We start from the raw sequence: 21,622 nt of genomic DNA on the forward strand, positions 1-21,622 counted from the left end.
AATAGAGATGAGAAAAGGGCATCAATAAAAAAGCCATATCGTATAAAGGATATGGCCCAAAATGGTCTGATTTTATAGTTGTTCTAAAGAATGAGCATTAACCAAAAAATTGTAAAATCGTCTGAATAACAACAACATTTACAAGGTCAATGAAGAATGCACCAACAAGTGGAACGATTAAGAATGCTCTATGAGATGGACCATACATATTGGTAATGGCCTGCATGTTAGCAATCGCATTGGGTGTTGCTCCCATGCCAAAGCCGCATAGACCGGAGGCTAATACTGCCGAATCGTAATTTTTCCCCATTACGCGGAAAGAGACATAAACTGCAAATACCCACATTGCAATCGATTGAGCAATGAGTAAGATAATCATTGGAATCGCAAGATCAGCCAATTGCCAAAGTTTCAATGAAACCAAAGCCATTGCTAAGAATAATGCGAGTGCGGTATTACCAAACACATCAATTGAACGGTCAAAGATTTCCTGTTTTAAACCAGTTTCCAGAACGTTTCTCAATAGAATACCGCCGCCCAATGCCCAGACGAAGGTCGGCAGTTCAAACGCCGTACCCATGGTTAAGTTCTTCATGGTTTCAGCAAATGCCAAGGCAAATGCAAACATGCCTAAAGTCACAATTGCATTATCAGCAGTAATCAAACGTACTTTTTGAGGTGCTTCAAAAGTGTATTCACTCTCTGTGAGAGGAGCATCTTTATTTTCTGCACGGGTTTCTGCTTTTAATGGAGAAGCCAGATTATGTTTACGAATCAGGTAGCGAGCCAATGGGCCACCCATTAAGCCGCCGACTACCATACCAAAGGTTGCACTTGCAATTCCCATTGGCAAGGCACCTTCAACTGCATATTTGGTTTCAAAGATTGGTCCCCAAGCTCCAGCAGTACCTAAACCGCCGACTAAGGCAATTGAGCCAGCAATAATACCCATCAATGGATCTAGACCAACCATAGAGGCGATCACCATGCCTACGCCATTCTGGATTAAAACAAAGAATGAAATGGCAATCAGAAAGATGATTAATGGTTTCCCGCCTTCTTTAAGCTTTGCAAAGTTAGCACTTAAACCGATTGATGCAAAAAACATCAACATAAATGTATCTTGCATCGGTTTATTTACCGAAATGGTATAACCCGCAAATTGGTGGATTAAGTAGAAGATGATTGCACCAACCAGACCGCCAGCAACGGGCTCGGGAATATTGTATTTGGTCAAAAAAGGGATGCGCTGATTTAGAATGCGTCCTACATAGAGGACCAACACCGCTAGCATGAGCGTATATGTTGGATTAAGTGTGAAATCCATAGATGTCCTTAAAGAATGAATCACAAAGCATGCAAATGCTGTTGAGCGCGCTAGATTAAATTAAAAAAAATTCCTTTGAAATAATTGATTTTTGCTGAATCGTGAAGTTTTTAAAATTTATCCATGCTTTGAATGAGTTGAAGAAAAAAAGAGGAAAATTACAGTAAATTTAAGCATTTAATTTAATAGTTTTTTATAAAAAACTATCATTTTTCCTGTGCGTTATCGTGGTGGAAAGCATGTCAATTTTCTGGAAATTGATCAATTGTCTGAAAGGTTAAATTTTATGCATCTATCACGATATCAACTTCAAAAAGTAAAATAAAAAAGAGAGAAAGCGCTGTAACGAACATTTTTTATAAGCATAAATAAAATAATATTCACTTATTTCTATCTCACAAAATTGTTGTATTTGGCTGCTTTACATTTTCTGGTCAAAAGTATTCAAACACGATAAAAACCAAAACAGAAATATCATTTTTTTTAATGAAAAAGAAAATATATTGAGAGACTTAATTTTTTTGTTGTATGAGAAACTTGAATGAATAAAAAACATATTATTTTGGCGACGATTGTTGGTTTGGTGATTGGTGGTTTGCTTGGTTCATTAGGCTATTCAAAAACAGCTGCGCGGTATGATGCGATGACAACAGCCTGTGTGATGGTCAATCAAGCGGTAGAAAATGAATTGTTAACACCAGAACAAGTGAAATTATTGGGGTCTTTAACTGGGCAGAGCCTCAAGCAGGACTATCCATCTGTTGCTGCAAAATTCAATTTTTCTGAAAAACAATTGGCCAATGCTTCAGAAGGTTCAAATTGCAGCCAGTTTATTGTGGGTGTAAATGAAGCGAAGTAATCTTTATTAATCAGAAAAGCCCAATTTGTATTGGGCTTTTTTGTGATTTATGGACGGTACAAAAGGGCATACCATGATGGATACAGTGAGCGTATACTGATGAGGTGTACTAAAATCACATAGGATCAAAAAATGCTGATTAAATTTGCAGTTCGATTCATGAGTGTTTTGTTGAGTGTACTTGCTTTGGTCGCCATCATTATCCATTTCTTCTTTTCAAGTCATTTAACGACTGATTTATGGATCATTATGGTTCCTGTAATCTTGGGGATTCCGATGCTAACATCTGTCGTTATTGCTAAAGATGAAGAGTTAAGCCTGCACTAGCAGTACCAATTTAATACTTTAAAAGTCCATCAAAAGGTGGGCTTTTTTTGTTTCTATGCTATAACAAGACTTCCAATCATAAAGGAGTCTGAAGTGGTTATTTCCCAAATCAAGACAAGTTTAGATCAAGAATATGATTTATTCACGCAATCTCAAAGTTATCAGTTATACAAAAATAGTGAGATACCTCTTAAAGCATTATTCTTTAGTGAAGCGCTTAAATCACTTAAATATCCGCATAGTCATTTGATCCCTTTGGGAGGCGGTATCTATAAATTTATGAATTTTAATAATTTTGAGTTAGATGTAAATTTATTTGATACCCCACAGTTTAAGAATAAAACTGGTTTTATCAATTGGATTTCAGACACATTGCATAAAAATATTTATAGTCAGTAATTAATTTAAAATATTGACCAATTTGTCATATAAAACGCTCATCTTCAGCAATGAATTTGAGCGTTTTGTTTTATGAAGATGAATAAAAATACTTAGTTCTTTTTACATTTCTTTTACGTAGTTATTAGCCTTATAAATCTGTTGTTTCTCTGTCGAATAAAGACATATTTAATATTCATTTCTCATTCAGGTTACTTAAAAAAACATGGCTTACTTTTCATAACCGAACCTGTCTGTTTTGCATCTATTTATCTGGTTAGCTTGTTAAGTAATCACTTTTGATGATTTAGCTAAGGAGAAAAATATGGACACTATCCAGTTTTCAGATTGCGCTAAAGCTTGTCTGGTTTGCTCATTAACTTGTACCACGTGTGCATCGGCCTGTTTAGAAGAGGAAAAGGTTGAGATGATGCGTGAGTGTATTACCCGATGTCTGGAATGTTCAGATATCTGTATGTTATGTGCCAAAGCACATCAACGAGAATCAGTTTTTCTGGCTGAGATGTGTCAGATCTGCGCAAAAATATGTGATTGGTGCGCCAAGGAATGTATTAAACATGCCTCTGAACATTGTCAGCAATGTGCTGAAACCTGTCATCAATGCGCCATCGAATGTAGAAGAATGGCAGCCTAATTGAATCAAGATTGATGAAGAGAGCAGATCTTAAAGAAATTATAGCTGATACCTACAATGAAAAAATGCTGATAAGAAATTTTGAAGACTATAAAGATAACGACCTGTCATATAGTCAAAATATTCACTCAACTGAAAAGCAGCAATGATTGGAAAGCTTATCAATTGATAGGCTTTTTTTATGTATGAACAATCCAAGTTACACAAACTCAATGTAAGTGCTTCGCTTTTGATCAAAGATTACCGATGCAAACAGCTAAAAATACCAAGTTTACTTAAGATAAAAACTTAATTATTAAATGAGAGCATTATCAAATGACGAATAATTTTGAAAAAAACTTTAAAAAATCTCCTAACTTAACTGTTGCAACTTCGATCATTGATCGTTTTAGTCCAAAGTTCTGGCGTGTAGACGGTCCGCAAACCATGTCTTTTGCAATTACGAATTTTGGTAACGGTTTTGAAGCATGTTTCCGTTCTCGTACCACCACCGATCTGGTCGGTATTAGTTGGGATTCTTATGATGTAAAAGATCATAAGTTTCTTGCTTATGAGACCAAATATGACTACAGCGGTACAATTTGGGATTTTGATATTGAATTATCGGCAACTATGCCGGCATTAAATAACCCTGCTTTAACACCGACATTGACTGTGCAATATCATGAAAATGGGGTCGATAAAGTTGCCTATATTGTGCTGTTTAATTATGCCGATCAGCCAGCTTCACGCTCAGCACATATTCATATTAATTGGGATACCGTCAAGGCCGGCTTCTCTGCAACAGACGCATTTCCTGTAAGTAATATTCAGCGTATTTCTTTTTCTGGATTTACAATGAGTTACAATGGACACTCAACACTTCCATTGGCTCAGGCAGAAGATGGTTATATCCGAGTGACGAACTCCGTCACCACAGGCACAAATGCCAAGCTGACTTTGAATCGGGTCTCAGTTCCTGCGCATGAGTATGGCATTTGTACCAGTTATGACGATCATTATGATCTCAATCCGCAACGACTGGTCGATAACATGGCGGCTTTGGGTTATCACGGCTTGATTAATCATTATTGTGGCATGTCTAAATATCCTGAAATGTCATGGAAAGCCGATATCAATAAATGGCAAATTCCAGATCCATTATTAAGCAATGCAGATGTGGTTAATCCATGTACCCGAAAATGGCACGAACATTTTGCTCAGGCATTACATTGTGCCGATATGCAGCCTGTTTTTGGGGTGAGCTTTGAAATGTATTCATTGGGGGCCAATGAGTTCTGGGCACAGCGTGACTGGAATAGTGATCTGGGCCGTACAGGTTATGAGCCACCAAGTTATTTCTTTAGTCCATGTGATCAAAATGCGCAGGCTTATTTGCATAAAGCATTTATTGAGTTTGCAGATACCATGGCTGTTGGCGGGTGTGAAGTCAATATGCAGATTGGCGAACCGTGGTGGTGGTATAACCAGGGCACAGATCTCCCATGTGTTTATGATTACCCAACCAAACTGGCTTTTAATGCAGATACTGGTTTATATGCACCGAATCTAGGCACGATCTACGAAGCCATGAATAAGACGGGAACGCCGTATGATGAGTTTAAAAGCTGGTTAAGAAACAAGTTGGGACAGACTTGTCAGGATATTCGTACTGTGGTTAAGGCAAAATATCCTCAAGCCAAAGTCTGCCCATTAATTTTCTTCCCGACAATTCGCACGCCAATTGAGACTCTGGTGACGGATATCAATTATCCGCGTGAACATTACTCCTATCCGAATTTCGATTACCTTATGACGGAAGCCTATGACTGGATTCTAGAAGCACGTTTGGGCTTAGCACATCAGGCAGTGGCAGAGATTCCGACGCAGGATCTGAATTATCCAGAAGATAAGGTTGCGTATCTGGCTGGCTTTGTACCGGATTCATCTATTGCACATTTATATGGTTTTGACGCGAGCAAGGCTTATCGAACACCGATTTGGCAGCGCGTATTTGGTGATATGCAAAATAATCAACCGTTGGGACTGATGAAACAATTCATTTGGGCCTATCCTCAGGTTATGGCGGACTCCGTCACAATCGATATTACACAGGCACCAAACGGTTTCTTTGTGGAGCATAGTTTATATTCTCCAGTCAGCGACGATACGCCGTATCCACCTGAAATTTATTTATAAAATTAAACTTATGATGAAAAAGGCTTTGTGATTCAAAGCCTTTTTTTAGATTCATATTTTGCAGAAAATAAATGGAATTTTTAGGGCAATCTCTTTACAGCACAAAATTTAGGAAGTGTTCTATAAACTTTACGAAATAGACAAGAAATTGAAAAATAAATTCTCATTTATTCAAATGAAAACTGATATACACTAGCTTTTATTACTTTCTAGAACTTAAAGATCCTTATGAAAAACAAGATTCTATTCTTTGGTTTGATTGCAATCGTATGTGTAGGTTGTAATAAGCAGCCTGAAGTAAAGAGTGAAAAGGCTCAGGAAAGCTTCGAGACAGTAGACAATAAAATTTCTGAGTATATGGATATTCTGGATAATCCAGATACGCCTAAAGCGCAACAGACGAAAGTACTTTGTGAAGACTACCCAAAGCTGTATGAATCGAAATATATTCCAGCTTTGTTAAAGGTTGCACCAAAAGATTACACCAAAGAAAAATTGATGAACGATTTAAAAATATCGACAGATTACTACGCTGAAAAGCTGGATATTATTTGTAAATAAACAATAACGAACTGCAATAAAAAAGCTCCAATTTGGAGCTTTTTCTCTGTACAAAATTTGATATATTCATCACATAATATCAATCATTAGGCCTATTTAGGGGACAGTATGAGTGAAACCCAACACCATCTAAGAGAAAGCACAACCAATACCTTTATTGCGTGGGTTGTTATGATATTGGGATGTATTGCTGGCATTGCTTTTATTGTACTTTTCGGGCAAATAGAAACTCGAAATGATAATCTGGACATCGTTCAAGTTTGGTCTGGAAAAATTATTGCTGTCGGTATCGGCATCATTATGAATGGCTTATTGTTTGGCTATTTACTTCTCAAGGTCAGTAGTATTTTGCAATATTATGAGCAAAGAAAAATAACAAACATTGCAGACTAAGTGCGATCTGCATACAAACGACAGAAATTTCTAGTCATTTAAGCGTGTTATATCTACTCTAATAAGTTGGGGGGAGATAATGATATGTGGACAATCATTATTACGTTGATTGTTGGTTTATTAATCATATTATTTGCCAGAAAATTCCAAAATAATGAAAGTCTATCGACCTCCGCTTCAGAGGATGCTTCTTTTGCTGATAATGTCTTATATACCTTCGAGATTACTGGCGAACACTCTTATCAGCATCATCTAAGAGAAATTGCGAGAGCAACAGATCTTACTTCTAAGTTTATAGAAACTACTGCGAGCGTTCGCTCTGAGCCATCAAATTCAAGTCATGGCCACAAGATTCGGGTAGAAATTCAGGGGTTAACGGTGGGCTATCTTAAAGAGCAAGATGCAAAACAGTTGGCTGGTCATAATATTGATAAAAAAGTCTCGGCTGTGATCAGTTATGGCCGATTAAGTGGGCAAAATGAAGAGGGTTATGGGGTCAAGCTTGCTGTAAAGCGTTTAGACGATTTACGTTAAGTGGCGCTAATTAATCAATCGGATCATCAATTTTCGACTTATGCGCCAAAATATGTCGTTTAGTTGAATTTGATGACTTGAAAAAGTGGAAATAGAACATATTATATTTTTTTCTTATTCTGATATCACAGGCGGAATACAGTGAACGAAGAAATTTTGTTACCTGCATCACGAGCTACTGCAATTTCTAATGCCAATGTTAAAAAATTAACTGTAGATAAAATTCTCTCCAAGATTTCAAGTACCATTAAATTAAGAGCCAATGATGGCGACCGCGATGCCTTACAACAATTTTCAAAACATGAAGTGAGTAGTGAGGACGCAGATATTGTTGTCACTGAGTTAAAGGCTGCGGGTTATCGTGTTTTCCTTAATCCTAATTTTACCAATACCAATATCCAGTTCCAGCTTGAATGGGACTGAGGTAAAAGATAAAAAAAGCCCTAACTGTTTAGGGCTTTTTTTATGTGATTTAGAAAATATTAATCTCAATGCTTATGATGATTAAGTTGGGATAATTTTTATAAGCTAAATTTTAATATCCTTAAGTGTTTAGGAAATGTGTTTATAATGTTGAGAAAATAGCAATAGAGTGAACAAAATGACCTTAAAAGGGGTAGTGATTTCAATTTTAGCAATCACATTGATATCTGTGAGCTACCTATATCTAGATTATAGAAAAACAGGGGGATATCAGCTGAATAGTGACGGTTATTATGGTTATTCTTTCCCTGCTGATAACGGATTAAACAAAGTTGAGGATTGTGAGCTCGCCAATACGGAACATCCTAATGAGCCTCCTGTATCGAAAGAATGGATGGAAGGGTGTAAGCGATATTTTGAGATGAATTAAAAAGTGATTGAAAATATTCATTTACTCTTAAGTTTTAAAATATTTGTACTCTATAAAATAAATTCTTTTCTAATGTTGCCATTGTTTAACCTTAAATATATTATGAAGTTAAAAGCAAATAAATAAGTATTAATAAAACGGGGTAAAACCATGGAAGAGTTTATTTCAAAATTAAAATCACATATTGAACATGTTAAAAGAGTAGGAAATCATTGTTCGACAGAAGAAACCACAAAACAAGCGTTAATTTTGCCGCTGTTGGATATTTTGGGTTTTAGTCCTTATGATCCAACTAAAGTTCTGGCTGAATTTGCAGCAGATTTTCCTGGAGTGAAAAGTACAGAACGAGTTGATTATGCACTATATTGTAATGGTCAACCAGTTATGTTTATTGAAGCAAAGCCCTATGTTGCTGATTTAACAAATCATGCTCCACAACTATCACGTTATTTTAATAGTAGCTTAGGTGTTACCATTGGGGCGATTACAAATGGTAGGGAATGGAGGTTTTTTACTGATTTGATTAATCCAAATATTATGGATGAAAAACCTTTCTTAGTCGTAGATTTTACAAAAAATAAAGCCGAAGAATTGGTACAACTTGCTGAATTTAAACATGATAACTTTCATGCAGAAAAGCTTCGTTTTTTTGCTGAAGAAAATCAATATATCCAACAGTTTAAAACAGTGATTAAGAAAAGTATTAATGAGGTAGATCTTGATTTTGTTCGATACGTCGCACAACAAGCAAGTATTCAACGACAATTAAATACGAAATTTTTAGAGTCTATTCAGCCTTTTGTAAAGCAAGCAGTTGAGCAGGCTATTAGTGATACAGTCGTTAAAGGTTTATCTTCGCCAACAATAATTACAGCCCAAGCAATTGAACCGACACTAAATGTTCCAGAAGAAAAACCTGTTAATATAATAGAGGAAGAGCCTGATTTCGTTGTAAATCCTGATAATGCAAAAATTATAACGACAAAGGAGGAGTTAGAACTTTTTAGGATTGTTAGCGAACTTTTCCCTGAAATTGAATTGGAAGCAAAAGATACTGAAAGTTATTATTCAGTTTTGTATCAAGGTAAAAATAATCGTTGGCTTTTTAGGTATGATGTAAACCGAAAACGTCCAACTATCCAATTTATTGTACCTTTAGATGACGAGCGTAAAAAAGAGCTTCAAAGAGCTGCTTTAGAAGTTCAATCTAATGGGCAAGTATTTTTAGAAAAACCTCAACATATTTATCGAGTAGTTGGAATACTAAGAGATTGTTTAGATTTTTGCATAAATGATGATAATTTTAAACGGACAGCGAGTTGAAAAAATAGCCTCATTTGAGGCTATTTTTATGTTTTAAATTCGAAGAGTTGTTACGCTTTTGTTTCTTGCTCAGTCGTAAGTAACTGGAAATCATGACCTGATGGCGCTTGATAAATTCTCAAACCAAACTCAGGAATAATCGCAATCAAGTGATCAAAAATATCAGACTGGATGGCTTCATAAGATGCCCATGCAATGGTATTGGTAAATGCATAGATTTCTAATGGTAAACCTTCACTGGTTGGCTGCATTTGACGTACCAGAATGGTCTGGTTCTGCGCAATCCCTTGATGCTGACGCAAATAAAACTCAACGTAAGCACGGAATGTTCCGAGGTTGGTTAAGCGACGCTGGTTATAACGTGACTGGTTGCTTAGGTGATTATTGAACTCTTCAATTTCAGATTTTTTTGCATCCAGATATTGGTCGAGTAATAAAAAGTCTTTTAACTTTTGTTGCTCATCATCACTCATAAAGTGAACGCTACTTTGATCAAGAAAAAGCGAGCGCTTAATACGACGGCAGCCCGATTCACTCATACCACGCCAGTTTCTAAAGGTATCAGTAACCAGTTTATTGGTTGGAATCGTTGTGAAAGTCTTGTCAAAGTTCTGTACGGTCACCGTATGTAATGACATATCAATTACATCGCCATCCGCATTTAACGATGGCATTTCAATCCAGTCCCCGATACGCACCATGTCATAAGAGGCAATCTGTACACTGGCAACCAGTGAAAGGATTGTATTTTGGAATACCAACATCAGGACTGCGGCCATTGCACCGAAACCAGCAAGCAATGTGAATACATCTTTCTTGAGGAAGGTACCTAAGATCATCAAGCCACAAACAACAAACAGGATCAGCTTAACCAGCTGTAAATAGCCTTTAATTGGCTTATTTCTTGATTTTGGATTGCGCTGGTAGATCAGGTTAAAGATATTTAAAGCTTCACTCACGGTCAATGCAAGTGTAAGGAAGATAAATGCCTGTGCACCCATTTGAACCAAGCTAATGACTTTCTCTGGTAAGTGAGGAACGGTGCTAATACCATTCATAATCACGATAGCTGGGACAATATTTGCAAAACGGCGGGTAACACTATGTTGGGCAAATATAGACTGGTTCGGAGACTTAAATTTTGTAATTAAATGGCGAATCCCACGAACAATAATTCTTTTCGCAATAAAGTTTGCAAGCGCTGCAAATAAAATTAAAACAATTAAGGCCAATACCATCTCAAGCCAAGGATAATGACTTAATTCAACCCGAATATCACGGATAAAACCTAAATAATCCAAACTAATACACCTTAAAATTCTTTAAGAGAGAATTGTAAGGTGTATTTGATATTTATAATAATCTGATCACAGTTTATATACGTTCTGTAAGGCGTTTTTACATAACGCAGTGGTGTTTTACCACATTAAATCATCAGGAATGACATAAGCTGCGTATGGATCTTCCTCATCTGTGGTCTGGTCATTGTTCTCGGTATTGTTATTGACCAAGATAAAACCTTGCATTTTCTGGTCAATCTTGTCAGCCAGCGCTTTCGGCAGGTATGCATAATTGTCCTGATCTTTGGCAATGACCAGCGATCCTGAAACAAGCGCGTTATAAACCTGTTGTGAAAGATAGACTTTCTTGATTTTCCCTTCATCAATAAATTGATAGGTCACATCGCCGTTAATATCTTTCACTTTGTGCTGTTTAATCATCTGAATGATCGAAGCTTTTAGCGCTTTTTCTTCCAGAATCTTTTGTTTTTCCAGATTTAGTGCCTGATCTTTGGCTAATTTTTCTTGCTTGGCACGATCAATTTCAGCCTTGAGGACTGCATCGTCATTTTGTCCAGTACGTTGTTCGTGCTGCACCTGTTTGGTCAGTTTTTTCGCTTTTTTATTATCCACCAACCCAGCTTTTAATAATTGGGCCTGCAATGCATTTTTAACCATAATTCAATCCAAATGTGAGTTTGATGAAGAGCGAAAATAGAAAATCCAGTATGCCATACTCATTCCCAGACTTAAGCCCGCTGGAATAAGAAAGCTATTTAATTTTAAATAAGGATAAAGAGCGCTCGCAATGAGTCCACCCAATAAAAAACCGATAAAAATGAGTAGATGTAGAAAAATCCGACGTTTTTCTACATTTAAGCCACGGGCTTTATAGCCCAAAGCTAAACCAATATCTGTGAGCACGCCGGAAAGGTGTGTAGTTCGAATAATTGCGCCCTTATAGTGGCTCACCATAGCATTCTGCACACCCATCGCGACACAGGCCCAGAGCAAGCCATAGCGAGGGAAATAAGGGAGCAATAACCAGGTCAGCAACAGAAAAATGGCAACTAGGCTTAGAGGAAGCCCATAACGTCGTCCAAATGCGACATTGCCATTCCCTAGAATCAGGCCGCTATAGAATGAGCCTGTGACAAAGCAAATGACGACTAAGGTGAGATAAATGAAATGTTCAGGCTGCCAGTCCAGCAAACTCATTGCCAAAATACTGACATTGCCTGTCATATGAGAAACAGATTGATGTAAGACCGTAAATAAGCCTAAAACGTTTACCATCCCTGCATTCAGTGCAAGTAAGAAGGCACCAAGTTGAATCCAGTTGGGTAAACGTTGAAGTGGCATATCAACCTATGAATTTGGACGGTCTCTGAAATCAACGGCAGCAGTAAAGAGAACATCGGTAGATGAGTTTAAAGCTGTTTCTGTTGAGTCTTGCAATACACTGATAATCATACCAATTGCAACAATCTGCATTGCAATATCAGATGATATACCAAACAAACTACAAGCAACAGGGATCAAGAGCAAAGACCCACCTGCAACACCTGACGCACCACATGCTGATACAGTCGCAACCACAGATAAAATGATCATGGTACTTAGGTCTACTGGGATGTTTAAGGTATGTACAGCAGCAAGGGTGAGTACCGTAATTGTCACTGCCGCACCCGCCATATTAATCGTTGCACCCAATGGGATAGATACACTTGCAGTTGCCTCATTTACACCTAGACGATGAGCCAAATCCATATTGACAGGAATATTGGCCGCTGAACTACGGGTAAAGAATGCAGTGATACCGCTTTCTTTTAAGCATGTAAATACCAATGGATATGGATTTGCTTTCATTGTAATTGCAACCAGAATTGGGTTGATCACAAGCGCAACAAACAGCATGGTACCAATTAACACAAATAAAAGATGTGCATAGCTTTTTAATGTCGCTAAACCTGCATCGGCAAAGGTTACTGCAACCAGACCAAAAATACCGATTGGCGCAAAGCCAATCACAGTATGAATGATTTTATTCACTGCATCTGCAATATCTGTTAAGACCTGTTTCGTTGTATCTGAGCTATGACGTAAAGCCAGACCTAAACCAATCGCCCATGCCAGAATACCAATGAAATTAGCTTCACCAATCGCTTGTACAGGGTTTGCGATAAAGCTTAAAAGTAAATTCTTTAAGATTTCTGCAAGACTGCCTGGTGCTTGAAGCCCACTTTCAGGTGGTAAGTGCAAGAACAACTGACTTGGGAACATAATACTTGCTGTCACTGCACTAAATGCAGCCAGCAGCATACCCACCACATATAACACCAAAACTGGTCTGATATTTGAGCTTTGACCAATCTGGAAATTTGCGATTGAAGCAAGAACTAAAACAAAAACTAAAATCGGTGCAACAGACTTTAATGCTTTAATGAATAATTCACCCAATAAACTTAAGTAGGGTGTAAAGTTAGGAAAGAGCAGAGCTACTCCAATCCCTAGAAAAATAGCGATAATAATTTTGCTAACTAAGCTCAAGCGAGACAATACATTAAACATATAAAGGCCTTATAAACCTATGCACGGTTTAAGGTTAAACAAGGGCGGTATTCTATACCTAAGAACCGTGAATAATAAAATTTTTTTTGCAATTCAATTACTTTAAAAATATCGAAAAAATTAAGACAATGTTTTTAAAAAAAAATTAGGAAAACATGACACATCCTTTTGTATAAAAATAATCCATTAAAATTGATCATTCTGCGAGCATATCAGGCGAAAGTGTTTGTATTGCTTGATAATGTGATAAAAATATTTGACCCGTAAGTTCCTTGGTCAGTTCTGATTTAATCAATTTATCCATCACAAAACTTTTCACTTCCGACAAATGCAACTGGATGTTTAACTGCGATAATTCACGGTTAAGATCTTCCAGCATTTCTAAAGCACTCAGATCAATATTGCTAATACTTGAGCAATTAATCACAACATGTTGCAGTTCTGCATTTTGGCTGACTTCCGTAATTACATGACCTTTTAACACATGCGCATTTAAAAAAGTCAGGTTTTCATCAACACGAAAGGCAACTACGGTCGGTGTCGTGATGACATCATAACGTGATACATTTCTAAAATGTTGAGTCCCTTCGATCAGACCAATCACTGCAATATGTGGACGACTAATTTTCCACAGCAATAGAACAAACGTTAAAATAATACCAATCATCAATCCTGTCGAGATATCAATACAGGTTACACCCAAAAATGTTGCCCACATGGCAAGGCCATCTGCTTTTGAGTACTTCCATGTTTCAATAAAGGGTGAAAGGGTAACCAGTTTCCAGATAGAGACAAAAATTGTTGCAGCCAGTACGGCTAAAGGTAGATTTTGAAAAAAACCGGTAAAATATAAACTGACTGCAATCATAAATAGTGAAGAAAGTACCCCTGAGATTGGAGTCTTTGCACCTGCATCCGCATTGACGACGGTACGGGATAGACTGCCAGAAACAGCGAAACCTGAATTTATCCCTGCAGCAATATTTGCCAGACCTAAAGCAATCAGTTCTTGATTACTGTTTAAATCATCGCGCTTTTGCAATGCTGTTGCCTGTGCAATCGCGAGTGATTCCACAAAGCTGATCATGGCAATCATAAAGGCACTCGGTAGAAGCTGCTGAACTAAGCCTAGATTCCATGTTGGAAAATGCAAGCTTGGTAAACCTGTCGGAATGATCCCCACGGTTTTAATACCCAGAGTATTCTCGTTCATCAAGCTCAGCAAAATAATAGAAGACAATACCAGCACCAGCGGAAGGATTTTATTTAAAAACCCAGAGCGGATAAATTTTGGCAGCAGAAAAAGTAATAAGACCGAGATCAGGCCAAAGCTCATCCCTGTAAATGTAATAAGATGGAAGTTCTGAGATAGGCTGATCAGAAATTCGGGAATATTACTGGCTCGTAGGGGAATATCGAGTAGAAACTTGAACTGTCCCAATGCGATTAACAATGCTGAAGCAATGATAAAACTTTGAATAACGGGATGACTAATCAGCTGAATCAAAAATCCGAAACGCAATAGCCCCAGAACCATCGAAATGATACCCACCAAAAGCGCCAGTAGACATGCCGCTTCGATATAGGCTGTAGAGCCCACGGGGAATAATGGATTTAATGCCGCAAATACCATCATCGAAATAATGGCGACAGGGCCGATAGATAGGGTTGTGCTACTTCCAGTAAATGCATAAATAATCATGGGTAATATACTGGCGTATATCCCCATGATTGGCGGTAGTCCAGCCAGCATGGCATAAGCCATACCTTGTGGCACCAACATTGCCAGTACAATAAGCGCAGCAATCAGGTCTGACTTAAAGCTTGAAAGTTGATACTCGCTTAACCATTTTCGTGCAGGAAATAGTCTGGAAACATTTCGGTTGAACAATTTCATGCATCATAGTCTAAATCATAAATTCATATATATTATGCAGAAAAAATGCTAAAGAAAGCTATGATGATCTTAATTTCTTCAACAATTATGTTTGAGGACAATAGTGCTCATATAAAGTGTTTAAAATTGCTTTGAGTTTTGGGTCAAGAATTGAATAAAAAATTTGTTTACCATCACGGCGGGTAGATACCGCATTGCTTTTTCTTAGCATCATGAGCTGTTGAGACAGGGTAGGTTGGAAGATTTGTGTGATTTCTTCAATCTGTGAAACATTTAACTCTTGTTTAGCTAAATGGCACAAAATAATTAACCGATCGGTATTAGCCAGAGATTTAAGTACAGTGACAATTGTACCCGCAGATTCTCTCATTGCGTCGATCTCAAAATCCTTTTGCATACTTATACTCATTACGTTACAGCCGTGGCTAGTATAAAGTCAGTGCAAGAAAAAGTTGTAGTAAAACTGCTTATTTGCAATGGTTTTTAATGAAAATATATATAAGCAAAACTGATAAAATGATTAAAAAATGCTGATTAAATCTTAATTTTTCTTTAAAGTGTGAATTGTTTAATTTTATATCTATTTATTGTGCTTTATATCTCTTTTGTGTCGGATCAATCATCTTTTCAGGCAACTTTATTGTGTAGTTAAACTGAAAAATAAAATTAAGTACTTAATATATTTAACAAATATAAAAAACTCGAAAAAAAGATTGTGCTTTGGTAAAAAGTATATATAATGAAAAACAAGACAGAACGATCTGTCTGCATAAGAAGGATCGGGAGTGCGAAAGTACGACCGCCAGAGGGTAATAATATTTATTATTCTTTTTACACTCAGACGCAAGCGTGAGCCACAATAATAATTATAAATCACGCTTTATTTTTTTCAATTCTTTATTCAAATCTTGCTTAAATTTGTCTAATTATTATCCCTCTAGTCATAAAGGGATAACATGACTTATGCAAATTCTTTTTCAAAATTGATCAGATGTTCAACGCGCTTCCAGTATTCATCCATTTCAACTGAATGTCTGTTGACGTGTGCTTGAATCGTCATACCATCTAAAATACTGACAATCAAAGTGGCGAGATGCGTCGGATTACGAATTTCGAGATTGGCAAGCAAGTTTTGAACGAGCGCAGTTAACCAGATTTTGTACTGCGTTGCTGGTTGTAAAGTCGATGGATAAATCTTGATCACTTCTTCTAAAGCTTTCTGGAACATACATCCATTGAAGTCTTCGCTATTAAACCAAGCCGAGTACCATTGAAAAATTGCTTTAAGCTGGCTTAGGTGATCCGTTTGGTCACACTCTGCCAAAGTTGCATTAAGAGAAGTCTGAAGGTTAATATTGCGTTGGATCAGGCACTCTTCAATAAGTTTTTCCTTTGAAGGGAAATATTTATAAAAGGTCATCTTTGCAACGCCAGATTCACTAATAATACGATCGACACCAATCGAGTTATAACTGTGCGAATTAAAAAGTCTTAATGCTGTGTTAATAATATCTTCTTTTTTTGACATACAACGCCTCAAGTTAGCCCATCACCAAGAGCACCATGTTGCATTTCATCATGCAATTTTCGCTGGGATTCTACATGGTATTTTAGAAAGATCATAGGGAAAAATAATAATATTTATTTAATTGATCCTTTGAGCTTTCTTTTCAAGGGGAGTATAAAAATTAACGATATGAATATTGAGGAAATAATCAGAAATACGTTTATTCAATTGAACTTTTGAATAGAATTATTGATCAAAATAAATGGATGATAATTCATCTAATTGTTTTTACAAGATATGTAGTTTTATTCAAATAATCTTTAACGTTTGGAAAATAATGATCAGCGTCTAATTGTTGTTTGCTATGGTTTATTTATTTATCAGAGAAAATATTTTTGAAAATTGATTCTGGAACAGGTTTTTAATAAAACTGTAATATTTAAAAGTCAGTTATTTTAGTTAAAATAAATAACTGACTTTAATCGTATAATTTTCTTTTTTATGATTTTGAGGCTTGTGTTGGTAAGCCTGCAATCAGCTTGACAAAGTTCTGGTAAAGCGTGGACTGTTGGTTTGGCGTGTAGACGGAGCGCTTAATGTTACCTTTATCAGTTTCTATCGAAAGCTCAACATTCTGAGCTTTTCTTAACTCATAGAGAAACGAGCTTGGAACAATAAAGCTATTGGAAGAGCGTCTTGGGATTAAACGGTTAATATTTTTTTGTTCAGTTGGGCCCACTGGCTGGTAGGCGAAAGATCGCCCATCGATCAGGAAGGTGATGCTTTTGATATCGTAATAGTCATAACTGCTGTTGAGCACAGTTTCGACTCTTAATTGCTGCTTTTGTTGTTTATCCCATTCAACAAAAACATTGGGACACAGTTCATTGGCTTTACAGTTCAGCGAACCTGCTGTTGCAAGATTGTCTAATGTGGCTGGTGTTGATGAGTCTGGTAGGGTTGAACAACCGCTTACAGCGATACACAGGCTAAGCAGACATAAAGTTTTATTCATTTTTCATTCTCTCGTGTATGAATCTTTCATGATTAACGATGGAGTTGCGGTCCAAGAAATGCAAACGGTTTGGTGACCTTGAATTGTTGGGTTGCATCACCGGCAAAAGTATTCTGTTGATCTTTTCCAAGATCAAGTTTGCGGGTTAAACCATCTTTAAAGTTAATTTTCTTTAAATCCACCCAGAACACGTTTGGCGAAACTGCTGATTCAAAGAAATAGAGTTGCTGTTTATGATCGGCAACTGTTCTCCAGCGTGTTGAGGAAATATTCGGTTCTTCTGCTGTATTTAAACCATATGGCACGGATGCATTACGAATTACACTAAAGACCGAGGCAAGGGCATCTTTAGGATCGTCATTTTTAGGAATGGCATTGATATAGAAAGAGGCACGGGCAAAACGGTCAGACGCGCGATTGGTGCCCGGTAGCATCACAGTTCCACCAATTTGTTGCCAGTATGTATTGAGCGCAAGTTGCTGGTCAAAGGTCGGTGAGTTGGTCATAACCTGATATTTTTTATCATGGTGAATCACTTGTTTGCCGCCAATATACTCAATAATTGCACTGTCTCCAGTTTTATCTGAAATCGATAAATGTAAGGTTGCAAGACGTTGTTCGCCAGGAACACTATCAGTAATCAGGTCAAAAGGTTCTTTTTCTAGCGCGCTGACCGCCTCGGCAACAGTCGCATAATTATCGAGTACATATTGAGCCCAAGCAGAAATGCTGAGTTGAGGTTTATTCGAATGCTTGGTATCTGGATATTGAGATTCGACCAGCCATAGCACATTTGCGACCAAGCCGGCTTCATTCATGCCATCGGTTGTTGAAATATCATAACCTGTGGCGATCACACTGCCATACTTGGCTTTCCATTTCAGTGATTTGGGGCCTGCATTGCTGTCTCTTATTACATTGCTGGGTAGAATCCAGAGGTTAGTACCAACATCTACTTTCCAGTCCATTGATCGGGCAGTAATGATATGGTCGTTATTTCCTAGATAAACTGCACGAGTACAGGCATGGCTCGTCTGAAGGATCAGAGAGGTCGCGAGAAAAGAAAAACCTAATATTTTTTTAAACACAAGTGGTACTCCTTGCTGTTATATAAGCATGATTTCTATTCAATGTTTTTTGTAATGAATTAAATTTAGTCTATTAAAAAAATTATCTTATTCAAGCAATAAAATGTAATCAATATAAAAAGTAGGGATTTATTTTTCTTGATTCCCTTTGATGTAACCCGACAGGGAAAAGTCTTCTCTATCGGGCCAGATGTTGGAGAGGATAGGGTTTAATTTGGCGGTAATAACATCACAATCGCATTGTTGAGCAAGAGTGCGATATCTTCCAGAATTTCAGCTTCATTAAAACGTTCATCCAGTAATAGGCTTTCACCATCTGCAATTTGTTTTAAATAAGGCATGAATGCTGCTGAAATACAAATCGTATCGCCATTTGCCCAGAATTCAAAAGAATCGCCCTGTTTTCTGTAAAGCAATCTTGAAGCAGGCTCTAAAATAATCTGGTAATCCGCACCAATCACTTCAGCCACATCATTCGCATCCACTTCTTCAGGTTCAGGAATGTTATTTGGATAGCTAGCTTCACTCATGTAGGCCATGATTGCAGCATCAAATTCAGGCGCTTGGGTGAGGTAGTCTAATAGTTGAGTTTTTAAATAAGCAAACTCAGTGCTATTAATTTCACCCAGATGTGCAGTCTGTTGACGTGCGATATCTGCCAATGGATTCTTGAGTGAGGTATTTTCTGCGAATTTATCACTGACCTGATCAATCATCTCTGAAAGATTTGGCATACGGAAACCAAATGAGAAGGTTAAGCAGTCATCTTCTGCAACGCCGTAATGCGATAAGCCAGGTGGTACATAGAGTAAGTCGCCTGGTGCGAGTACTTCATCAAAATGCACATCCATTTCAGCTAAAAGCTTTAATGGTTGATCTGGAATAAACTGGGTTGATTCGTCACACATTTGACCTAATTGCCAACGACGATGGCCATGACCTTGTACCAAGAACACATCATAAAAATCGAAGTGTTTTCCAACAGAACCACCTTTGGGTGCATAAGACACCATGATGTCATCGCGACGCCATTGCGGGATAAACGGAAATTTTTTCCATAACTCAGCAATATCGAATGAGTAATGATCAACAGCCTGAACCAGTAGTGTCCATAGATTCGGTAATTTCTGGAAGTCGCCTTTGGTTAGTGGCGCTGATTTAACATGCCACTCATTTGGATTTTTATTTTTTTGACGAATCAGGCGGGCAGTGACATGTTCTTCCAACGCAAGCTCTTGTACATCTGCTGGCTCTAAGAGGCCAATAATTTCAGGCATGGCATTACGAACCAGTAAAGGTTTTTTTTGCCAATATTCATTAAGAAATTGTTCTGCGGTAATGCCGCCGAGTACCGCTAAAGATTGAGACATGGGAAATGAAACCAACAACATTTAAATTGGTGTGTATTGTCCCTTGAGTTGAATGTTGGTGCAAGTCTTGTATAAAACCAAGAGAAACTCTAGAAATCAGCCTTAAAAATTAAAGAATGTACTTAATCTTGATCAATTGGACGCGTATTCGTTCACAGTCTTTCAAAAAAACAGTATGCTTAACAGGCGAAAAGGAGCATACATGTATCAAGTACTGGCAAGAAAATACCGTCCACGTAATTTCAATGAGTTAGTGGGGCAAAACCATGTTTCTCGTGCTTTAACCAGCGCACTGGAACGCGGCCGTTTGCACCATGCATACTTGTTTACGGGTACGCGTGGCGTTGGTAAAACCACAATTGCCCGTATTTTAGCCAAATGCTTAAACTGTGAAACAGGTGTGACGTCGACGCCGTGTGAAGTATGTACTACATGTAAGGCGGTGAATGAAGGGCGCTTTATCGACTTGATTGAAATCGATGCGGCATCACGAACCAAAGTAGAAGATACCCGTGAGTTACTCGACAATGTTCCTTATGCACCAACTCAAGGTCGTTTCAAAGTCTACCTGATCGATGAAGTACACATGCTTTCAACGCATTCATTCAATGCCTTGTTAAAGACTTTGGAAGAGCCGCCTGAACATGTCAAATTCCTGTTTGCAACCACAGATCCACAAAAATTACCGATTACCGTCATCTCGCGCTGCTTGCAATTTACCTTGCGTCCTTTGGCCGTCGATGAAATTACAGAACATTTAACCGCGATTTTAAATAAAGAACATATTGAAGCGGATCAGGATGCGATTTGGCAAATTGCCGAGTCTGCACAAGGCTCTTTACGTGATGCATTGTCATTAACAGATCAGGCGATTGCCTATGGTCAGGGCGCCGTACATCATCAAGATGTTAAAGATATGTTGGGCCTGATTGATCGAACTATTATTTATGACCTGATTTTGGCGATTCATCAAAATCAGCAAGCACGCGTGAGTCAATTGCTGTTGCAATTTAGACAACAAGCTCTCGATGTGTCTCTGGTTCTTGATCAACTGGTTTCAACCTTACATGAGCTGGCTTTATTGCAATATTTACCAGATCTTGCACTGAAATATAGCGAAGAAATCAATCAGAAAATTTTGCAGCTTTCGAAGTCAATCTCTGCTCAGGACCTACAGCTTTATTATCAAATTGCGTGCAAAGGGCGTGCTGAGCTACAACTTGCGGTGACGCAGGAGCAAGGCTTTGAAATGACGGTGTTACGCTTACTTGCGTTTAGACCGATGAGCTTAAATGAAGTCACTGTAAGTGCAACGCCAGTTACCCAGATTGCAACACCAGCAGTTCAGCAACCAGTACAAAATTTAAATACAGAAAATCAGCTTGCGGTTCAGCAAGAAGCAGTTAGTGTTGAACCTGAACCTGAACCTGAACCTGAACCTGAACCTGAACCTGAACCTGAACCTGAACCTGAACCTCTGTCTCTTATACACATCTCCGAGCCCAC

The 21,622-nt window shown here is 37.8% G+C and carries 23 protein-coding genes; 12 read left to right on the top strand and 11 right to left on the bottom strand.

All coding sequences use genetic code 11. The annotated features are described in order from the left end of the window. Positions 1-97: 97 nt before the first annotated feature. Positions 98-1,327, bottom strand: coding sequence for a sodium/glutamate symporter (gltS, locus tag PJ15_RS17035; protein WP_047432827.1), 1,230 nt, complete (start codon positions 1,325-1,327; stop codon positions 98-100). Between the two features lie 541 nt (positions 1,328-1,868). Here gltS and PJ15_RS17040 point away from each other — a divergent pair. The 11 genes from PJ15_RS17040 to PJ15_RS17085 all read left to right on the top strand — a co-directional run bounded on the left by PJ15_RS17040 (position 1,869) and on the right by PJ15_RS17085 (position 9,388). Further along, entirely contained in the window at positions 1,869-2,186 is a 318-nt protein-coding gene (locus PJ15_RS17040) for a hypothetical protein (RefSeq protein ID WP_047432830.1), read from the top strand. A 132-nt stretch (positions 2,187-2,318) separates the two neighbouring features. Then, positions 2,319-2,513 carry a hypothetical protein gene (locus tag PJ15_RS17045; protein WP_047432834.1) on the top strand — a complete coding sequence of 65 codons (195 nt, stop codon included), beginning with the start codon at positions 2,319-2,321 and terminating at the stop codon, positions 2,511-2,513. A gap of 93 nt (positions 2,514-2,606) precedes the next feature. Continuing rightward, positions 2,607-2,912, top strand: a complete 306-nt coding sequence (locus PJ15_RS17050; RefSeq protein WP_004771847.1) for a hypothetical protein — start codon at positions 2,607-2,609, stop codon at positions 2,910-2,912. Positions 2,913-3,216: 304 nt separating this feature from the next. After that, entirely contained in the window at positions 3,217-3,546 is a 330-nt protein-coding gene (locus PJ15_RS18490) for a four-helix bundle copper-binding protein (RefSeq protein WP_081402409.1), read from the top strand. Positions 3,547-3,861: 315 nt separating this feature from the next. After that, on the top strand, positions 3,862-5,724 hold the full coding sequence (locus PJ15_RS17055; RefSeq protein WP_047432837.1) for a hypothetical protein: 1,863 nt from the start codon (positions 3,862-3,864) through the stop codon (positions 5,722-5,724). A 228-nt stretch (positions 5,725-5,952) separates the two neighbouring features. Then, positions 5,953-6,285, top strand: coding sequence for a hypothetical protein (locus PJ15_RS17060; RefSeq protein WP_004771849.1), 333 nt, complete (start codon positions 5,953-5,955; stop codon positions 6,283-6,285). A gap of 108 nt (positions 6,286-6,393) precedes the next feature. Continuing rightward, entirely contained in the window at positions 6,394-6,678 is a 285-nt protein-coding gene (locus tag PJ15_RS17065) for a hypothetical protein (RefSeq protein ID WP_004771850.1), read from the top strand. Positions 6,679-6,762: 84 nt separating this feature from the next. Then, a complete protein-coding gene (locus PJ15_RS17070) occupies positions 6,763-7,212 on the top strand; it encodes a hypothetical protein (RefSeq protein WP_047432840.1) in 450 nt (149 codons plus the stop codon). A 141-nt stretch (positions 7,213-7,353) separates the two neighbouring features. Next, the gene (locus PJ15_RS17075; RefSeq protein ID WP_004771852.1) at positions 7,354-7,635 is read left to right on the top strand and encodes a hypothetical protein; all 282 of its coding nucleotides are present in this window, start codon (positions 7,354-7,356) and stop codon (positions 7,633-7,635) included. Positions 7,636-7,813: 178 nt separating this feature from the next. Beyond that, positions 7,814-8,065 carry a hypothetical protein gene (locus PJ15_RS18875; RefSeq protein WP_047432843.1) on the top strand — a complete coding sequence of 84 codons (252 nt, stop codon included), beginning with the start codon at positions 7,814-7,816 and terminating at the stop codon, positions 8,063-8,065. A gap of 150 nt (positions 8,066-8,215) precedes the next feature. After that, the gene (locus tag PJ15_RS17085; protein ID WP_004771858.1) at positions 8,216-9,388 is read left to right on the top strand and encodes a type I restriction endonuclease; all 1,173 of its coding nucleotides are present in this window, start codon (positions 8,216-8,218) and stop codon (positions 9,386-9,388) included. A 50-nt stretch (positions 9,389-9,438) separates the two neighbouring features. On the opposite strand, the gene PJ15_RS17090 is transcribed toward PJ15_RS17085, so the two are convergent. From PJ15_RS17090 to PJ15_RS17135, 10 genes are all read right to left on the bottom strand, one after another. Continuing rightward, positions 9,439-10,689, bottom strand: coding sequence for a mechanosensitive ion channel family protein (locus PJ15_RS17090; protein ID WP_005257183.1), 1,251 nt, complete (start codon positions 10,687-10,689; stop codon positions 9,439-9,441). A gap of 117 nt (positions 10,690-10,806) precedes the next feature. Continuing rightward, positions 10,807-11,346: a DUF2058 domain-containing protein gene (locus tag PJ15_RS17095; RefSeq protein ID WP_004771861.1), complete on the bottom strand. Its 540-nt coding sequence runs from the start codon at positions 11,344-11,346 to the stop codon at positions 10,807-10,809. Positions 11,347-11,349: 3 nt separating this feature from the next. Then, on the bottom strand, positions 11,350-12,030 hold the full coding sequence (locus PJ15_RS17100) for a YoaK family protein (RefSeq protein ID WP_047432848.1): 681 nt from the start codon (positions 12,028-12,030) through the stop codon (positions 11,350-11,352). A gap of 6 nt (positions 12,031-12,036) precedes the next feature. Then, a complete protein-coding gene (sstT, locus tag PJ15_RS17105) occupies positions 12,037-13,239 on the bottom strand; it encodes a serine/threonine transporter SstT (protein WP_004771863.1) in 1,203 nt (400 codons plus the stop codon). A gap of 196 nt (positions 13,240-13,435) precedes the next feature. Then, on the bottom strand, positions 13,436-15,136 hold the full coding sequence (locus PJ15_RS17110) for a SulP family inorganic anion transporter (RefSeq protein WP_047432851.1): 1,701 nt from the start codon (positions 15,134-15,136) through the stop codon (positions 13,436-13,438). Between the two features lie 85 nt (positions 15,137-15,221). After that, complete coding sequence (locus tag PJ15_RS17115; protein ID WP_004771865.1) at positions 15,222-15,533, bottom strand: ArsR/SmtB family transcription factor; 312 nt, start codon at positions 15,531-15,533, stop codon at positions 15,222-15,224. 564 nt (positions 15,534-16,097) lie between these two features. Next, a complete protein-coding gene (locus tag PJ15_RS17120; RefSeq protein WP_004771867.1) occupies positions 16,098-16,664 on the bottom strand; it encodes a TetR/AcrR family transcriptional regulator in 567 nt (188 codons plus the stop codon). A gap of 478 nt (positions 16,665-17,142) precedes the next feature. Further along, positions 17,143-17,658: a hypothetical protein gene (locus PJ15_RS17125; RefSeq protein ID WP_047432853.1), complete on the bottom strand. Its 516-nt coding sequence runs from the start codon at positions 17,656-17,658 to the stop codon at positions 17,143-17,145. A 32-nt stretch (positions 17,659-17,690) separates the two neighbouring features. Continuing rightward, positions 17,691-18,746, bottom strand: a complete 1,056-nt coding sequence (locus tag PJ15_RS17130; RefSeq protein WP_047432856.1) for a linear amide C-N hydrolase — start codon at positions 18,744-18,746, stop codon at positions 17,691-17,693. Between the two features lie 209 nt (positions 18,747-18,955). Next, entirely contained in the window at positions 18,956-20,116 is a 1,161-nt protein-coding gene (locus tag PJ15_RS17135; protein WP_047432858.1) for a cupin domain-containing protein, read from the bottom strand. Between the two features lie 202 nt (positions 20,117-20,318). Here PJ15_RS17135 and dnaX point away from each other — a divergent pair. Further along, positions 20,319-21,622, top strand: a 1,304-nt coding sequence (dnaX, locus tag PJ15_RS17140) for a DNA polymerase III subunit gamma/tau (protein WP_047432861.1), incomplete at its 3' end; no start/stop codon positions are given.

The sequence above is a fragment of the Acinetobacter sp. neg1 genome (genome assembly GCF_000788125.1).
Taxonomy (GTDB): domain Bacteria; phylum Pseudomonadota; class Gammaproteobacteria; order Pseudomonadales; family Moraxellaceae; genus Acinetobacter; species Acinetobacter vivianii.

Excerpts from the sequence above, each read along its gene's own strand:
- PJ15_RS17085 (WP_004771858.1), top strand. The coding sequence starts at position 8,216 with ATGGAAGAGTTTATTTCAAAATTAAAATCACATATTGAACATGTTAAA.
- PJ15_RS18875 (WP_047432843.1), top strand. The coding sequence starts at position 7,814 with ATGACCTTAAAAGGGGTAGTGATTTCAATTTTAGCAATCACATTGATA.
- PJ15_RS17065 (WP_004771850.1), top strand. The coding sequence starts at position 6,394 with ATGAGTGAAACCCAACACCATCTAAGAGAAAGCACAACCAATACCTTT.
- PJ15_RS17055 (WP_047432837.1), top strand. The coding sequence starts at position 3,862 with ATGACGAATAATTTTGAAAAAAACTTTAAAAAATCTCCTAACTTAACT.
- sstT (WP_004771863.1), bottom strand. The coding sequence starts at position 13,239 with ATGTTTAATGTATTGTCTCGCTTGAGCTTAGTTAGCAAAATTATTATC.
- PJ15_RS17115 (WP_004771865.1), bottom strand. The coding sequence starts at position 15,533 with ATGCAAAAGGATTTTGAGATCGACGCAATGAGAGAATCTGCGGGTACA.
- PJ15_RS17060 (WP_004771849.1), top strand. The coding sequence starts at position 5,953 with ATGAAAAACAAGATTCTATTCTTTGGTTTGATTGCAATCGTATGTGTA.
- PJ15_RS17045 (WP_047432834.1), top strand. The coding sequence starts at position 2,319 with ATGCTGATTAAATTTGCAGTTCGATTCATGAGTGTTTTGTTGAGTGTA.
- PJ15_RS17095 (WP_004771861.1), bottom strand. The coding sequence starts at position 11,346 with ATGGTTAAAAATGCATTGCAGGCCCAATTATTAAAAGCTGGGTTGGTG.
- gltS (WP_047432827.1), bottom strand. The coding sequence starts at position 1,327 with ATGGATTTCACACTTAATCCAACATATACGCTCATGCTAGCGGTGTTG.
- PJ15_RS17100 (WP_047432848.1), bottom strand. The coding sequence starts at position 12,030 with ATGCCACTTCAACGTTTACCCAACTGGATTCAACTTGGTGCCTTCTTA.
- PJ15_RS18490 (WP_081402409.1), top strand. The coding sequence starts at position 3,217 with ATGGACACTATCCAGTTTTCAGATTGCGCTAAAGCTTGTCTGGTTTGC.
- PJ15_RS17125 (WP_047432853.1), bottom strand. The coding sequence starts at position 17,658 with ATGAATAAAACTTTATGTCTGCTTAGCCTGTGTATCGCTGTAAGCGGT.
- PJ15_RS17070 (WP_047432840.1), top strand. The coding sequence starts at position 6,763 with ATGTGGACAATCATTATTACGTTGATTGTTGGTTTATTAATCATATTA.
- PJ15_RS17135 (WP_047432858.1), bottom strand. The coding sequence starts at position 20,116 with ATGTCTCAATCTTTAGCGGTACTCGGCGGCATTACCGCAGAACAATTT.
- PJ15_RS17110 (WP_047432851.1), bottom strand. The coding sequence starts at position 15,136 with ATGAAATTGTTCAACCGAAATGTTTCCAGACTATTTCCTGCACGAAAA.
- PJ15_RS17120 (WP_004771867.1), bottom strand. The coding sequence starts at position 16,664 with ATGTCAAAAAAAGAAGATATTATTAACACAGCATTAAGACTTTTTAAT.
- PJ15_RS17040 (WP_047432830.1), top strand. The coding sequence starts at position 1,869 with ATGAATAAAAAACATATTATTTTGGCGACGATTGTTGGTTTGGTGATT.